Source organism: Glutamicibacter sp. NPDC055354, assembly GCF_053644955.1.
This window is the reverse complement of record NZ_JBSHMB010000001.1, coordinates 2,005,038-2,020,636: the sequence shown is the minus strand read 5'-3', so window position 1 is coordinate 2,020,636 and position 15,599 is coordinate 2,005,038. Positions and strand designations below refer to the sequence as shown.

Here is a 15,599-nt window from a genome sequence, read left to right as displayed (position 1 = left end):
GTTAGTTCTATGAGCGGTAGAATAGAAATTGTGCCTGCACCAAAAACCACCCCAGTTCAAGCTTCAGATGTTTTCCGCCCGGTCTTCCTGCGCGGCCTGACGGCCCTGGCCTATGCCCTGATGTCGATTTTCTGGATCGGCGCAGATGACAAGGTTGTCACCTACTCGACGGCAGCGTTCCTCGTTGTCACTGGCGTGTTCATGTGGCAGTACGTATCTGTGGAAAGCGCGCCGGAGAAGTCGCGCGCCCCCTACGCGCTGGGTGCGGGACTGATGCTTCTGGCTGGTATTGCCACCATCTTCGTCAGCTCGATTGCCTGGGTCGGCTATGTGGGTGCCTTTGCATTCCTGGCCGGAGGCATTGCCGAGCTCATCGTCTTTGCCAAGCATCGCGAGGCCTTCCCGCCGTTCAGGAACCAGCTGGTTTCCGGCGCGGTGGGCGTGATCTTGGCCATTTCGCTGTGCTTCAGCGGTGGCATGGATGCGCACGCATTGTTCGGCCTGATTGGCGGCGGAACTATCGTTCTGGCCGTTTTCGCGCTGATTGCCGCCTTCGGCCATCGCCATGAAATGAAGGCAGCCGCCCCGACCACGATCAATTCGCCGGACCAGGAAAGCAACTAGTCTTTAGGTCTGCAGTAAAAGTAGAAACGGAGTTCCTGGTGGGAAACAACAAGAAGAAGCAACCGTGGAGCCAGTCAATCAAGGGCCCACTGAGCTTCTCGCTGATCCTGGCCATCGTCGCCGGCGTGGTCGGCCTGGTTAGCTCCACCGGCGGATCGCAGAATCCCTTGCGCTTCGATATCGGTTTGGCCTGTTTCGGCATCGCCTTTGTCGCAAGCCTGCTGGTCATCTCGGTGATGACCATGGCCGCCAAGGACAATGATCCTGACCTGGGAAAGGGGACCGGGGTAAACCGATCCTCATCCAACCCGGACAAGAAGTTTGAAGACTGATAATAAAGCTTAGCCACGCGGCATGACGCGCTGGGACTGTCCATCCACAGATAGTCCCAGCGCGTTGTCGTTTGCCGGGCCAATTGATCGAGGCAGGACGCCTCAAGCACGCACCAAGGATTTCAAGTGAGTAGCACGAGTATCTCTGAGCAGCATGGCCGCACCCCACTGGGCAAGCAGCTGCGACGGCGCAAGTCCATCCAGGCGATGGCCAACGACGCCGCGAACAACGCCGGGCTCGGGACGCTCAAGCGCTCGCTGGGCGTCACCCAGCTGGTCATGATCTCCGTCGGAGCCACCCTGGGCACCGGCATCCTGGTGATCCTCGGATCTGCCGTTCCGGTCGCCGGCCCGGCGATCTGGATCGCTTTCGTGCTTGCCGGCATCACCGCGCTGCTTTCGGCGGTCTCCTATGCCGAAATGGCGGGCATGGTCCCGGTCTCCGGCTCCAGCTATTCCTATTCCTACGCCACGCTGGGCGAAGGCATGGCCTGGGTGTGCGGTTGGTGCCTGGTGCTGGAATACGCAGTTTCCGCGGCAGCGGTGGCGGTGGGTGCCGGCGCCTACGTGAACCAGACGCTGGAGATCTTCGGCCTGGCTTTGCCCCAGGCCCTGGCCGCCGGTCCGGGCGACGGCGGTGTCATCAACCTCTCGGCATTGATCGTGGTCATCTTGGCGACCCTGCTGCTGGTTCGCGGTGCCCGCGAATCGGCCCTGGCCAACACCGTCATGGTGATCGTGAAGATCGCCATCCTCGTCTTCTTCGTGGTGGTCGCCTTCACCGCTTTCAATGCCGGGAACTTCGCTCCGCTGCTGCCCATGGGCGCCGCGGGCGTGACCGGGGCAGCGTCCATGGTCTTCTTCTCCTACATCGGCTTCGACGCGGCCTCGACCGCCGGCGAGGAAGCCAAGAATCCGCAGAAGGACCTGCCGCGGGCAATCATGATCGCCATGGTGCTGGTAACCACCATTTACGTGCTGGTTGCTGTAGCCGCCATTGGCGCCCGGGAGTGGAACTGGTTCGCCGAATCGGAAGCCGCCCTGGTGCAGATCGTTTCCGAGATCACCGGACAGAAGTGGATGGTCTTGGCCTTCGCCCTGGCTTCGGTGATCGCGATCGTCTCGGTGGTGCTGACCACCTTGTACGGGCAGACCCGCATCCTGCTCTCCATGGGCCGCGACGGCTTGATCCCTCGCTTCTTCGCCAAGGTTTCGCCCAGCACCAGCACCCCGGTCATCGGCACCTACGTCACCGGCGCGGTCGTGGCCATTGCCGCCTCGCTGATTCCTCTGGGCCAGCTGGCCGAAGCGACCAGCATCGGCACCCTGTTCGCCTTCTCGTTGGTAGGTGTCTCGGTAATGTACCTGCGCAAAACCCAGCCGGACACCCCGCGGACCTTCCGCGTCCCGCTGTATCCGGTGACCCCGATTCTGGGCATCGCTGCCTGCCTGTTCCTGATGTTCAACCTGGCTGGCATCACCTGGCTGGTCTTCGCCATCTGGATGGCTGTGGGAGCTGCGATCTATCTGGGCTTCGGCCGCCGCAATTCGCGCCTCGGCGCCTTGGACGCCAAGGCCTATGAAGCGGAACTGAATCTCTGACACTTTCGTCATGCGCTGGGGTTGCGGGCACTGCGGGCTAAGCTGTGTGTTGGACCACTATCGCAGCTCATGAAGGAAACACCATGCACCAGGAACCGATCAGCACCGCCGACCTCTACGACCAGCATGGGGATGCACTGCAGTCCTTCTCGGCTCAATTCCAGGACTTCGGCGGGCGGCTGTCCTTCCACGGGCCGGCACGTACCGTGAAGTGCCATGAGGACAACGGCCTGGTCAAGGAGATCCTGAGCTTCCCGGGCAATGGCGCAGTGCTCGTGGTCGATGGGGGAGCATCCCTGCGTTACGCCCTGATGGGTGACATGATTGCCGCGAATGCCGAAGCTAATGGCTGGGCCGGGGTCATCATCAGCGGCGCCGTACGCGACCGTGCGGCACTGGCTGAAATGGAACTCGGGATCAAGGCACTAGGCAGCAACCCGCGCAAAACCGTCAAGCGCTCGCACGGTTCGGTGGATGAAGTGATCAGCATCGGAGATGTGAAGGTCCGGCCGGGCGCGATGGTGTACGCGGATATCGACGGGATTCTTGTCGAGAACTAGCCGCTAGCCCATCTAGCTAGGGCTTGTCGCCTGCGCCTTCCCACTCCGCCTTGAATTCCTCGGTGCCCAAAGCCTCCAAGTCCGCGCGAATCTGGACGATTAGCCGCTCAGCTTCTTCGAGGCTGGAGGTTGTCATGCGCAGAAGCACCGAATCATCTTGGCGGGAATGCACGACTACCTGGGGCTCGTTCGCTTCGTACTCTGCATCGCCCAGCGTGGCAGAAGCCAGAGCTACAACCCAACGGGCCGCGGCTTTCAATGGTCCGCTCTCAGCTGCTTCTATTCGTGCCTCGTAATCATCCGAAGCGTGGGTTTCCTGAGTCATGACCTGCCCCTTCCACTACTGCAACTGCCGGTATCCCGGTTGTGTGTTCATCATATGGCCCGGGCAAGGTAAAAGGCGAGGGGCATCACCCAACGCCATTTTGGCCACGTGCTGGCCCCCCATGCAGGAAACCTGATGGCCATGACAGGCGCTCCGCGCTGGTCACGGGCATGGGCGGTGGGCCCGAGGCCACAGCGAGCTACTCGGCCACGCTGCGGCGATGAAGCGCGCAGGGGCGCTGGCCGATCACGGACGAAACTAGACTTGGTGTGCTCAGTGTCGGGGTTCTGGCTAGTCGATACGTTTTCCGGCTTTGCGCGCACGGTAGGCGCGCACGTGCTCGCGGTTGGCGCAGTTGCCGGTATTGCAGTACAGCTTGGAGCGGTTGCGCGACAGATCCAGCAGGGCCGCCTCGCAGTCCTCCGAGGCGCAGATCCGCAGACGCTGCAATCCGCCGGAGCGGATCACTTCCGCCAGTGCCATCGCGGCGTCCACGGCCATGCGGTCGTAGAGCGGGGTGCTGTTGGTGGTGGCGTGCAGGTGGTAACCCAGCGATTCGCTCTTGATCAATTGAGGCTGGGCGTTGGCGTTGCGCAGGATCGCATTGACCCGGAAGACGGATTCTTCTTCGGTACCTATCCAGATGTTCTTCAGCTGGGAACGCAACTGGCGAATGGAGCGAAGCTCTGCCTGGTTGTGCGCGCGGGAGCCTTCGAAATTCTCGGCATCAAGGAACTCATCGAGATCAGCAACGGTGGAGAGCATATCCACGATTTGCACCTCGGTATTCAGAAGGTTCACCACGGACTTCAATGAAGCTTCGATATCTGGGGCAAAGGTCATAATTCGTTCCTGGAAGCTGGGTAGATTGACTGCCACTCAAGCCTAACCGTATCGTCATGCTCATACCCCCATTTGCCTCTGAACGGCGGCATGAAATTCTCCGCGAAAGACTTCAAAGATCCTCATGAGCGACCTGTCTGATTCCGGCCTTCCGGCCGCCACTGCCGGCAGTCCAGTACTGCGTCAAAGCCAGTCCCGGGGGATCTGGATTGCGCTGGCATCCTCCGCGGCCTTCGGGATTTCCGGCTCCTTCGCCAAGGGGCTTTTCGAAGCAGGGTGGAGTCCCACTGCGGCCGTGGCCGCACGCATGGCCGGCGCCGCGCTGGTCCTGGCGATCCCTGCGGTCCTGGCGATGCGCGGCCGCTGGACGTTGCTGCGCACCAACTGGGTGTCGATTGTGCTCTTCGGATTGTTTGGAGTGGGAGCCTGCCAGCTGTGCTATTTCTTGGCGGTGCAGCGCTTGGATGTCGGGGTGGCTTTGCTGCTGGAGTATCTGGCTCCGGTGCTCATCGTGCTGGTGCTCTGGGCCAAGCACCAGAAGCGCCCGTCGGCGGCAACGATCGCTGGCACCCTATTGTCATTGGCGGGCCTGGTGGCGGTGCTGGATCTGACCGGCGCCACGCGGATTGATCCTATCGGCGTGCTCTGGGGCTTGGGGGCAGCGGTGGGCCTGACGGTCTACTTCTTCATTAGCGCCAAGGTCGATGGCGCGCTGCCACCCATCATGCTGTCGGCCGGTGGCATGGCCGTTGGCGCGCTAACCATGCTGCTGGTTGGCGGCTTGGGAATCCTTCCAATGCAGTGGGCCGCCGGCAGCGGATCATTTGCTGGATATGAAACCCCGTGGTGGTTGGCCTTGACCGGGCTGATCCTGATCGCCACCGTGTTCTCCTACACCACCGGGGTGATGGCCGCCCGGGAACTGGGGTCCAAGGTGGCCAGCTTCATCTCGTTGACCGAGGTGCTTTTCGCGGTGCTGTGGGCTTGGCTGCTGCTCTCCGAGCTGCCGGGTGCGGTGCAGCTGTTCGGCGGCCTGCTGATTGTGTGCGGCGTGGTGCTGGTGCGTGTCGATGAACTGCGTGCGGCACGCAAGGGGATCTAAGCGGCCCGTAGGGTAAAACGCGCACGCGATGCCAATTGTTGTGCGCCGGATGCCAAGGGAAAACCCGTTGGCCTGTACAGGCTGGGAGAAACAAGTTTCGCAGGCATCCTAGCTGGAGGAAAACCCATGGGCAGCAAGTCGGTCATAGTCGTAGGCGCAGGTTCGGCTGGCTCGGTGGTCGCGCGCCGGCTCGTGGATGCCGGGGCGCGGGTGACCTTGTTCGAAGCTGGCTCCGAGGACACCAACCCTGCCATCCACGACCTCTCGCGCATGGGCGAGCTGTGGCATAGCAAGGACGACTGGGATTACCACACCGTCCCGATGGCCGGGGCAGCGAACAAACCGATGCACCTGCCACGGGGCAAGGTGCTCGGCGGTTCCCACGCGCTGAATGCGACCATCTGGGTGCGCTGCGCCCCGCAGGATTTCGATGACTGGGCCAAGGACTGCGGCGAGCAGTGGGCCTGGAAGAATGTCCTGCCGATCTACAAGGAAATCGAGAACTTCTCTGGCGGCGCCAGCGAATTCCACGGCAGCGATGGGCTGGTGCCGGTGGACAACGACTACGAGCTGGATGAGATCCACCAGTCGATTATCGACGCCGCGGTGCAGTCCGGAATCGGATTCAATCCCGACTACAACGGCGAGCAGCTGGAAGGCGTTTCCAAGGAGCAGATCAACGTTGCTGGCGGCGAACGCATCAATACCTGGAAGGCCTATCTGAAGCCGGTGCGCGAGTGCATGGAAATCATCACGGACGCCGAGGTGCATTCGGTGATCCTCGAATCCGGATCCGCTGTAGGCGTGCGCTATCGGATCGGCGGGCAGCTGCAGGAGCTGCGCGCGGATGAGGTGGTGCTCAGCGCCGGTGCCCTGGGATCCCCGCAAATCCTGTTGCGCTCAGGCATCGGCCCGGTGGCCGAGCTCGAAGCCGCGGGCGTCATGCCGCTGCATGAGCTGGATCAGGTCGGAAAGAACCTGCATGACCACCTGCTGGCACCGGTGATTGCCGAAACCACCACCCGCGCGATACCCGCCCCGCGTGCCGGGGTCTCCGTCTCGCAATCGCACATGTTCACCCGATCCCACGAGGGCCTGGATCGCCCGGACACCCAGCCGATCTTCTTCGCCGTGCCCATGTACTCCCCGGGCATGGAACCGGTCGATGGCACTGCCTTCACCTTGCACTCCGGGATCGTCACCCCGCACAGCCGCGGCGAAATCACCCTGGGCGGGCCCGGCCTGGATGACCCGGTGAACATCGATTTGAATGCGCTGGATGATCCGCGGGATATGCAGGCATTCCTGGTATCGATGAAGCAATGCCGCGCGATGGTGGAGCAAGATGCCTTGGCCGGGGACTGGGGAGCGAGGGAAATCTACCCGGGCGAAGAAATACGCGGCGATGAGCAGCTGGAGGATTACATTCGGAACAACGTCGTGACCTACCACCACCAGGTGGGTACCTGCCGCATGGGCACGGATGCGCAGGCCGTGGTGGATCCGCAGCTGCGGGTACGCGGCTTGGAAGGGCTGCGCGTCATCGATGCCTCGATCATGCCCAAGATCACCACCGGCAACACCAATGCCCCGGCCATCCTCATCGGCGAACTGGGCGCCAAATTCCTCTTGGCTGATCTTCGGCTCTGACAGGCGGCGCACTATGGCCGTGGCCAAGGAGAACGAGCCCTCACCTTCCAAAAGACGACGATTCCGCGGACCGCAGCTGGCGATGGAACGCGCGCCAGCTGCGTGTGAGATACATCGAATAAACTGCTTCAGGGCGAAATCGTTTCAATCTGAAATGATATTTTGAAAGGATGAACGAACACCGGATTCCGCAGTTCCAATGGAACTCGCTGAGCTATCTCACCGCCCGAGCCGGACGCATCGGCACCCAGGAGCTCACCGAGCTGATGGAATCCGAGTCCTTGTCCCGGCATCATTTCACCATCATCTGCGCGCTGGAGGAGTTCGGCGGCATCTCCCAGAACGACTTGGCAGATCGCTCGAATGTGAACCGCGGCCATTTGGTGGCCTACCTCGATCAGCTGTCGAGCCGTGGGATCCTGGAACGCGAAGTTGATCCGGAGGACCGCCGCCGCAACGTCATCACGCTGACTCCCGAGGGCCGGAAATTCGCTGCCCAGGCGATGGAGGCTGCCTCGCATAACGAAGCCAAGGTCTTCGGCGCATTGGATGAGCCGCAGCGGGAGCAGCTGCGCGCCTTGCTGCAGCTGGTCGCTACGCAGGACGGCGAGGCACGCCAGTGAAGCGCCACCTGGAAGAAATAGTGCAGCGCAGCGTCGTCGTGGCCCCGCACCGCCCGTCGCTCATCCCGGCAGCCAAGGCGACGATCAGCCTGGCCGCGCCGCTGATCCTGTTGGCCGGCCTTGGCCGCCTTGACTGGGCAATGTATGCAGCGTTCGGCGCCTTCTGCGCGGTCTTCGGCCGTTTCGACGCGTACGCGCCGCGTTTCTGGCAGCAGTTCTCGGCAGGCATCGTGCAACTGGCCGCGATGCTGCTGGGCACCTGTTTTTCGCTTATCGAGGCACCGTTCCCGGTACGTGTGCTAGTGCTGGCATTCATTGGTTTTGGCGCCAACTACGTCTCCCATGCCGCGCGCTGGATGCCGCCGGGACCGGTCTTCGCGGTCTTCGCCGGCGGCGCCTGCCTGGGCATCCCGGCCAGTTCGCAAAGCTTCACCGGGGTGCTGCTGGCCGGCGGCGGAACAATGGCCTTCAGCATGCTGCTGATGCTTGGCCTGTCGATGCGCAAAGCCAACCTGCTCCATACCCTGCGCTCCGGATATGCCTGGGCGCCCTCGCCCCTGGCCATGGCCCAGTCGCTCCAAATGGGCTCGGGCGTGCTGCTGGCGGGCATCGCAGGGCATCTGCTCAGCGACGGCCACTGGTACTGGGCCAGTCTCGGCGCGATCGCCGCGGTCACCGGCGCTGATGCCTATGCGCGGGTAGCCCGCGGGCTGCAGCGCTGCGCAGGCACCTGCATTGGCGTAGCGCTGACCGCAATAGTTTTCGCCTTCGATTCCCCGGTCTGGGTGATCCTGGCCGCTGCGCTGGCCTCGCAGTTCGTCATCGAGCTGGTGATCCTGCGCAACTATGCGGTGGGGATGGTCTTCATGACGGTCACCGCACTGCTCATGGTCCACCTGGTCAGCCCTGAACCGGCCGCGTCCCTGCTCATCGACCGCATCTTCATGACGGCGCTGGGCGCCTTGGTGGGTGCGGTGCAGAGCATCGCCATCTCGCTGCTGGTGGCCCGCCGGCGCCAAGGCCGAACGCCGGGGGCTACCAGTGCTCGGTGACCACCTGCGCTTCGAGCTTGCCGGCCTCGATGGAGATATGGCGGGCTAATTCCAGGTCCAGTGCTCCCAGATGCTCGGGCTGGTTGTGCGTTAGGCGCAGCTCGACGATGGAAACCCGCCACTCCAGGTGCGGATGCCGGTTGTCCTGCTCGGCGCGCAGGCCTACCTGGACAATGAACTGCAAGGCCGTGCTCGCGCAATCGAAACGGTAAGCGGCCCGCAAACCCAAGTCATCACGCTTCCAATCAGGCAAGGCGCCCAGCCTCTGATCGAATTCGAAGCGCGGTAACGGACCGGTTGATGCCATGGTTCTCTCCTCCAAGCGGCAGCGGGTCGGACTATGCAAGTGGTTGCTGCCTGCCATCATGATCGCATCGACCCCGGCTATCGCGGTAGCGATCCCAGCGACTATGCAGTTAGGCCCCGGCATCGGGTGATGCCGGGGCCCGGCTGAGACAGCTGTCAAGTGCTCGGGCTACTGGCGGATGTCCTCGGCAACCTGTGCGGCGGTTTCCGCTTCAAGCTTGGAGAAGGACTTCGCATCGCGGTAGGCGGCGGCCTCATAGCGTTCGTGCGCCACCTTCGCCAGGTGCGCGGCGCGCAGTGCCTGGTGCTGGGGGTTGCGGCGGATGTACAGGTAGCCTGCGCCCAGGATCAGGAACCATGCCGGGGTGATCAGCAGGGCGCTGAAGGTATCGGCCTGGGTGGTTAGTGCCCACAGGATGAAGCCGAAGAAGCCTAGTACCACGTAGGGCATGACAACCCCGCCGGGCACCTTGAACTTCGAAGCATCATGAAGATGCGGGCGGCGTGCGCGGAAGACCAGGTAGCTGAGCAGGATGATGGTCCACACGAACATGAAGCACAGGGCCGAGACGGTGGTGACCAGGGTGAAGGCACCCATCACAGAGTCGCCGCTGTAGAGCAATGCGACGCCTGCCAGCAGGAACATGCAGGAGAACATCAGTGCGTTCTTCGGCACCTTGCGACTGGAAAGCTTGGCGAAGCCCTGGGGCGCATCGCCTTCCATGGACAGGCCGCGCAGCATGCGCGAGGTCGAATAGATCCCCGAGTTGGCGCTGGAGGTCGCGGAGGTGAGCACCACGAAGTTGATGATGCCTGCCGCACCGGCCAGGCCGGCCAGGGCGAACATGCCCACGAACGGGGACTGCTCGGCGGAGAACAGGTTCCACGGTTCCACGGTCATCAAGATGATCAAGGCTCCGACGTAGAAGAACAGGATGCGGATGGGGATCGAATTGATCGCCTTGGGCAGCGTCTTTTCGGGGTCCTTGGTTTCCGCCGCGGTCGTGCCAACCAGCTCGATGCCCACGAACGCGAACACCGCAATCTGGAAGCCGGCGACGAAGCCCATGAAGCCGGTGGGGAACATGCCGCCTTCGGTCCACAGGTTGGAGAAGGAAGCGGTGGCCGAGTCGTGCTCGAAGCCGGTGATGACCATGACCAAGCCGACCACGATCAGCGCGCCGATGGCCACGATCTTGATCAGCGCGAACCAGAATTCGGTTTCGCCGAAGGCCTTCACGGTGGCCAGGTTCAGCACCAGCAGCAGTGCGATGCAGCCCAGCGCCGGGATCCACAGCGGAAGGTCGCCCCACCAGAAGGCGACGTAGTGGGCGATGGCCACCACGTCGGCAATGCCGGTGACTACCCAGCAGAACCAGTAGGTCCAGCCGGTGAAGAACGCCGCCCACGGGCCCAGCAGGTCCCCGGCGAAGTCGGCGAAGGTCTTGTATTCGAGGTTGCTCAGCAGCAGCTCGCCCATGGCGCGCATGACGAAGAAGAGCATGAAGCCGATGATCATGTAAACGAAGATGACCGACGGGCCGGCGACCGAAATGGTCTTGCCCGAGCCCATGAACAGGCCGGTGCCGATAGCGCCGCCAATGGCGATCAGCTGGATGTGACGATTGGAGAGCCCGCGCTCGAGAGTGGGATCAGAACTGGTGGTACTCATGCTGGTTGCCTTCCAGGAGTGTGGCGTGACGCCCCGAAGGTGTCCTGCCTCCAAGCCTTCATGGCTTGGAGCACAGGGACTCGCTTCGATGAGCACATCCGATAGGGAGGGGGCCAGCTGGCGTGCCTAGCAAGCTGCGCAGGGAGCAGGAGCCAGGTAAGCCACGGGGAGTACCTCGAAACCGGTGCGCTCGGTGCGGCACTGTTCTTGGTCCCTCCCCAATCTGTATGTCTACCTGAGAGTTTTCACTTCGGCCCGAATACTGGGCGAAGCTTGCTCCTTCGGTGAGCGCGGTACAGCCGCGCTGCTTTCCAGATTTGCCTCGTCGTGGCGGTACGGGTGCCTGAGAGTTTCCCGGGGAGGAAATTGCTCCTACGGCGCCCGCCCATGGTGTGAGCGGATCTCTCCCGCCACGCATCAACGGCATATGTGGTGATTGCCATCACAGTATGCGCAGAAAAATGAACGTGGTGCAAGTCGCGATTTCACACTTCGGGCCCCGGATAACCGCTTGGCCACGCCAATCGTGGAAAGTGGCTGGCGAAATGGGGGATTCTCCGCTTCGTAATGATTCGGGAAGCAAGGGCATGGATGCGGCAAAGCGGGGCATCGGTTCAACCGATGCCCCGCGTGGGGAGGTACGGAGGGCTACTTCCCGAACCGTCGCAGCCGCAGCGAGTTCAGTACCACCAGCACCGAGCTGGCTGCCATGGCCGCTCCGGCGATCATCGGGTTCAGCAAGCCCAGGGCCGCAATCGGAATGCCGGCAGTGTTGTAGGCGAAAGCCCAGAACAGGTTCATCTTGATGGTGGACAGGGTTCGGGCCGACAGGTCGATGGCCTGCGTGACCTGATGCAGGTCGTTACCCATCAGGGTGATGTCCGCGGCTTCGATGGCCACATCGGTGCCCGAGCCCATGGCGATGCCGAGGTCGGCCTGCGCCAGTGCTGGCGCGTCATTCACGCCATCGCCCACCATGGCCACGACCTTGCCCTGCTCTTGCAATGAGGTGATCGCCTGGGCCTTGCCGGCAGGGAAGACCCCGGCGAATACGTCCTCGGCCTTGATGCCTACCTGGGCGGCAACCTCGGTAGCCACCGACTGGTTGTCGCCGGTCAGCAGCACCACGCGCAGGCCGCGCTCCTGGAGTTCGGCAATAGCTTTTGCGGAGCTGTCCTTGATCTTGTCCGCCACCGAGATCACTGCCTGGAACTGCTGGTCCACCGCGACCAGGATGGCGGTCGCGCCGGCCTGCTCGGCTTCCGCGAGCATGGCCTTGGCGGAGTCATCCAAGGACGCGCCCTGGGCTTCGAGCCAGCTGAAGCGGCCTACGGCAACGCGATGCCCGTTGACCGTGCCGACCACGCCGCCGCCCGGATCGGAATCGAAGTCGCTGGCTTCGGGCAGCGGGCCCAAGCCGGCTGCGGCCTTGGCGATGGCCTGGGCGATCGGATGCTCGGAATGGTGTTCCACGGCACCGGCCAAGGCCAGGACCTCATCGGGATCGACTCCGTCGATGGCCCGGGTGCCCTGATGGGCCATGACCCCGGTGGTCACGGTGCCGGTCTTGTCCAGCACGATGGTGTCCAGCTTGCGGGTATCTTCCAGGACCTGCGGGCCGCGGATCAGGATGCCCAGCTGCGCGCCGCGGCCGGTACCGACCAGCAAGCCGATCGGGGTCGCCAGGCCCAATGCGCAGGGGCAGGCGATGACCAGCACGGCGACCGCAGCGGTGAACGCCTGGTAGGGATCGCCGCTGGCAAAGAACCAGATCACGAACGTGAGCAGCGCAATGGCCAGTACGATCGGTACGAAGACGGAGGAAATCCGGTCAGCCAGGCGGGCAATGGGCGCCTTGCCCGACTGGGCTTCGGAGACCAGCTTGCCCATCTGGGCCAAGGTGGTGTCCGCGCCAACGCGGGTAGCTTCGATCACCAGCCGGCCCGAGGCATTCAAGGTCGCGCCGGTGACTTCATCGCCGGGCCCGGCCTTCTGCGGGACCGATTCGCCGGTAAGCAGCGAGGTGTCTACCGCGCTGGCGCCGTCAATGACCACGCCGTCAGTAGCGATCTTCTCGCCGGGGCGCACCACGAAATGGTCTCCGACCTGCACCTGCCCGGCAGGGATCTTCACTTCCGCGCCGTCGCGAAGCACCACTGCATCCTTGGCGCCCAGGTTCAGCAAGGACTTCAGCGCATCGGATGCCGAGGACTTGGCGCGGTGCTCCAGGAAACGGCCCAGCAGCAGCAAGGTGGCCACGACGCCGGCAGTTTCAAAGTAGAGCGCATGCTCGGACATGGACATGCCGATATGGGCGGTCAGCTGCGGATCGAGGATCAGCTGCACTGCAGAGAAGAAGTAGGCCGCGAGCACACCGAGGGAAACCAGAGTGTCCATGGTCGAGGCCAGGTGCCGTGCGTTGACGGCCGCTGCCTTGTGGAAAGGCCAGGCGCCGTAGAAGACCACGGGAGTGGCCAGCGCGAAGGCGACCCAACCCCAATGCGGGAACTGCGCTGCGGGAATCATGGAAATGATGAACAGCGGAATGGTGAAGATCGCGGAGACCAGCAGGCGGCGCAGCAGGTGGTTGGGCACCAGGTGCTCGTGCCCGCCGTGATCATGCTCCCCGTGTCCCTGGTGATCCGAACCGGCGGGTTTGGGCGGGTGCTTGAGGGAAGCGGTATAGCCGGCGGCGTGCACCGTATCGATCAGTGCTTCATCGGTGACATCGGCTGGGACCTGGACCTTGGCGGTTTCCAGGGGCAGGTTCACCGTCGCGCTGACACCGGGCAGCTTGCCGAGTTTGCGTTCCACCCGATTCACGCACGAGGCGCAGGTCATTCCCTGGATGTCCAGATCGACGGTGCGCAATTCGGGGATTGTTTCATGCGGGGCATGGGAAGTCATGATTTACGACCTTGCACTTTCTTGCCGTTGAGGCTTGGTGCCTGGCTTTTTTGCGGCTAGGCGTTAATTGCTTCGACGGTGTAACCAGCCTCGTCGATGGCATTGCGAATGCTCTCTTCGCTTACGGTTGCGCTGGTGGTGACGTTGGCGGTGGACACGCCCTTCGCATCGAGGAACACTTCCACCTCTTGCACCCCATCAAGCTCCTTGAGCTCCTCGGTGACAGAGGATACGCAGTGGCCGCAGGTCATGCCGGAGATCTTGATTTCCATATGGCTAGTCAGCGGGGTGCTCTGCTCGCGGGGAATGATCTGCAGGCCCTGGTTGGAGTTCTTTTCCGAGGAGCATCCGCAATTGCAGTTGTGGCTCATGATCTTGCTCTCTTTCGATGAATTCTGTGTGAATTGGAAATGGGTGCGTTGGGGCGCGCTCAGCGCACCAAACGGGAGATGGCGGCCGTGGCCTCGGCGATTTTGTCTTGCACGATGGATGGATCACCCGTCTCGATGGATGACTTGGCCGCATCAACCACGCAATGGCCGATATGGTCATCGATCAGCTGCACGCTGACCTTGTGCAATGCCGCGTTGATAGCGGAGATCTGGGTCAGGATGTCGATGCAGTACTTGTCTTCATCGACCATCTTGGCCACTCCGCGCACCTGGCCTTCAATGCGCTTCAGGCGTCGTTCCAACGCGCTTTTATCCGCGTGATAGCCGTGGTGCTCAGCTGTTTCATGTGGCGTGTGGTTGGTATCCATATAATGATTATACCCCCTAGGGGTATTAAGTCAAGTACCCCCTAGGGGTATCCAGCATCCCCCAGCCGGAGAGGGAAGCACGGTAGGATTTCACCCGTGAGCCACAACGAACTTCATGTGCGTCCGATTTCCGGCACCGAGCACTCAGCATTCCTTGAGACCGCCCAAGACGTCAGCTTCCTGCAGCGTCCCGAATGGGCCCAGGTCAAGGGCGGCTGGCGCGGTGAATCCCTCGGCTGGTTCGAGGAAGACGAGCTGGTGGGCGCGGCACTGGTGCTGCATCGTGCAGCCCCGGTCATCAAGAAGACCCTCGCCTACATCCCCGATGGCCCGGTCATCGACTTCGGCACCTATGCTCCTGGACAGGTAATCCAGCCGCTGGCCGCCTACCTGAAGAATCGTGGCGCATTCCAGCTGAAGATGGGCCCGGGACTGGCCGTGCGCACCTGGGGTGCCGCCGCGGTGCGCAAGAACCTGGGCAAGGAAGGGTTCACCCAGCTCGCTGACCTTGAAACCCAGAGCACCTCAGGCACCGCGCTAGCGCTGAATGACGCCTTGCTGGAAATGGGCTTCTCCAAAGAAGATGTGGGACTGGACTTCGCTGCGGGCCAGCCGGAATTCGTGGCCCGCGTGGCGTTGCAAGATGATGACGGCAACCAGCTGGACGTGGACCAGGTCATGGCCAGCTACTCGGCGACCACCCGCAACGAGACCCGCAAGGCGCTGAAGAGCACCCTGGAAATCGAAGTTGGCCAGACCAAGGACATGGCCCGCTTCCATGCCCTGTACAACCACACCGCGGATCGCCAGGACTTCACCGGCCGCCCGCTGGGCTACTTCGAGAAGATGCACACCGTGCTCAACGAAGCGGTGCCGGGCTCCTGCACCCTGTACATCGCCAGCAATGAAGGCGTGGACCTGGCCGCATCCATTGTCATCCGTTCCTCGAACCTGGCCTGGTACCTGTACGGCGCTTCCTCCTCGGAGCAGCGCAAGCTGTTCGCGCCGAAGGCGATCATGCAGCACATGGTCATCGATTCCATCGAGGCCGGTTGCCGCTACCTGGACCAGGGCGGCGTGAGCGCGACTCTGGACAAGGAGCACCACCTCTCGGGGCTGACCAAGTTCAAGACCAACACCGGCTGCGACATCGTGCAGACCAACGGCGAGTGGGACCTGGCGCTGAACAAGCCCCTGGCGTGGGCCTTCGAAAAATACATGAACTGGCGCAAGAAGTAGGG

Annotated in this window: 16 protein-coding genes and 1 riboswitch; of the genes, 9 read left to right on the top strand and 7 right to left on the bottom strand. The window is 62.7% G+C overall.

The genetic code is table 11. The annotated features are described in order from the left end of the window. The first annotated feature begins 30 nt into the window (after positions 1 to 30). The 4 genes from ACWICV_RS09375 to rraA all read left to right on the top strand — a co-directional run bounded on the left by ACWICV_RS09375 (position 31) and on the right by rraA (position 3,118). Complete coding sequence (locus tag ACWICV_RS09375) at positions 31 to 624, top strand: DUF308 domain-containing protein (protein ID WP_402471367.1); 594 nt, start codon at positions 31 to 33, stop codon at positions 622 to 624. A 38-nt stretch (positions 625 to 662) separates the two neighbouring features. Continuing rightward, on the top strand, positions 663 to 956 hold the full coding sequence (locus ACWICV_RS09370; RefSeq protein ID WP_286134039.1) for a hypothetical protein: 294 nt from the start codon (positions 663 to 665) through the stop codon (positions 954 to 956). A 207-nt stretch (positions 957 to 1,163) separates the two neighbouring features. Continuing rightward, positions 1,164 to 2,558: an amino acid permease gene (locus tag ACWICV_RS09365; RefSeq protein WP_454090957.1), complete on the top strand. Its 1,395-nt coding sequence runs from the start codon at positions 1,164 to 1,166 to the stop codon at positions 2,556 to 2,558. 83 nt (positions 2,559 to 2,641) lie between these two features. Then, a complete protein-coding gene (gene rraA / locus ACWICV_RS09360; protein ID WP_454090365.1) occupies positions 2,642 to 3,118 on the top strand; it encodes a ribonuclease E activity regulator RraA in 477 nt (158 codons plus the stop codon). 16 nt (positions 3,119 to 3,134) lie between these two features. Here rraA and ACWICV_RS09355 read toward each other — a convergent pair whose 3' ends face one another. Together ACWICV_RS09355 and ACWICV_RS09350 are read right to left on the bottom strand one after the other, a co-directional pair. Continuing rightward, on the bottom strand, positions 3,135 to 3,443 hold the full coding sequence (locus tag ACWICV_RS09355) for a hypothetical protein (RefSeq protein ID WP_105656103.1): 309 nt from the start codon (positions 3,441 to 3,443) through the stop codon (positions 3,135 to 3,137). 291 nt (positions 3,444 to 3,734) lie between these two features. Next, positions 3,735 to 4,286, bottom strand: coding sequence for a CGNR zinc finger domain-containing protein (locus ACWICV_RS09350; protein ID WP_454090366.1), 552 nt, complete (start codon positions 4,284 to 4,286; stop codon positions 3,735 to 3,737). A 124-nt stretch (positions 4,287 to 4,410) separates the two neighbouring features. Between ACWICV_RS09350 and ACWICV_RS09345 the strand changes: the two genes are divergently transcribed. From ACWICV_RS09345 to ACWICV_RS09330, 4 genes are all read left to right on the top strand, one after another. Continuing rightward, a complete protein-coding gene (locus tag ACWICV_RS09345) occupies positions 4,411 to 5,388 on the top strand; it encodes an EamA family transporter (protein WP_332595217.1) in 978 nt (325 codons plus the stop codon). A 126-nt stretch (positions 5,389 to 5,514) separates the two neighbouring features. After that, the gene (locus ACWICV_RS09340) at positions 5,515 to 7,038 is read left to right on the top strand and encodes a GMC family oxidoreductase (RefSeq protein WP_454090367.1); all 1,524 of its coding nucleotides are present in this window, start codon (positions 5,515 to 5,517) and stop codon (positions 7,036 to 7,038) included. A 170-nt stretch (positions 7,039 to 7,208) separates the two neighbouring features. Beyond that, entirely contained in the window at positions 7,209 to 7,661 is a 453-nt protein-coding gene (locus ACWICV_RS09335) for a MarR family winged helix-turn-helix transcriptional regulator (RefSeq protein WP_454090368.1), read from the top strand. After that, positions 7,658 to 8,713: an FUSC family protein gene (locus ACWICV_RS09330; RefSeq protein ID WP_402471361.1), complete on the top strand. Its 1,056-nt coding sequence runs from the start codon at positions 7,658 to 7,660 to the stop codon at positions 8,711 to 8,713. The genes ACWICV_RS09335 and ACWICV_RS09330 overlap by 4 nt, the downstream gene beginning before the upstream one ends. On the opposite strand, the gene ACWICV_RS09325 is transcribed toward ACWICV_RS09330, so the two are convergent. The 5 genes from ACWICV_RS09325 to ACWICV_RS09305 all read right to left on the bottom strand — a co-directional run bounded on the left by ACWICV_RS09325 (position 8,697) and on the right by ACWICV_RS09305 (position 14,358). Next, on the bottom strand, positions 8,697 to 9,020 hold the full coding sequence (locus tag ACWICV_RS09325) for a 4a-hydroxytetrahydrobiopterin dehydratase (protein ID WP_359185145.1): 324 nt from the start codon (positions 9,018 to 9,020) through the stop codon (positions 8,697 to 8,699). The genes ACWICV_RS09330 and ACWICV_RS09325 overlap by 17 nt on opposite strands. A 168-nt stretch (positions 9,021 to 9,188) precedes the next feature. Further along, on the bottom strand, positions 9,189 to 10,691 hold the full coding sequence (gene cycA / locus ACWICV_RS09320; protein WP_454090369.1) for a D-serine/D-alanine/glycine transporter: 1,503 nt from the start codon (positions 10,689 to 10,691) through the stop codon (positions 9,189 to 9,191). 321 nt (positions 10,692 to 11,012) lie between these two features. Then, a riboswitch (glycine riboswitch) is annotated at positions 11,013 to 11,111 on the bottom strand. A gap of 228 nt (positions 11,112 to 11,339) precedes the next feature. Continuing rightward, a complete protein-coding gene (locus ACWICV_RS09315; protein ID WP_454090370.1) occupies positions 11,340 to 13,598 on the bottom strand; it encodes a heavy metal translocating P-type ATPase in 2,259 nt (752 codons plus the stop codon). 56 nt (positions 13,599 to 13,654) lie between these two features. Continuing rightward, entirely contained in the window at positions 13,655 to 13,969 is a 315-nt protein-coding gene (locus ACWICV_RS09310; protein ID WP_365942782.1) for a heavy-metal-associated domain-containing protein, read from the bottom strand. Positions 13,970 to 14,028: 59 nt separating this feature from the next. Next, positions 14,029 to 14,358 (bottom strand): metal-sensitive transcriptional regulator, encoded by a 330-nt coding sequence (locus ACWICV_RS09305; protein WP_105656113.1) that lies wholly within the window; start codon positions 14,356 to 14,358, stop codon positions 14,029 to 14,031. A 96-nt stretch (positions 14,359 to 14,454) separates the two neighbouring features. On the opposite strand from ACWICV_RS09305, the gene ACWICV_RS09300 reads away from it, so the two are divergent. Beyond that, positions 14,455 to 15,597 carry a lipid II:glycine glycyltransferase FemX gene (locus ACWICV_RS09300; RefSeq protein ID WP_133834168.1) on the top strand — a complete coding sequence of 381 codons (1,143 nt, stop codon included), beginning with the start codon at positions 14,455 to 14,457 and terminating at the stop codon, positions 15,595 to 15,597. The last annotated feature ends 2 nt before the right edge of the window (positions 15,598 to 15,599 follow it).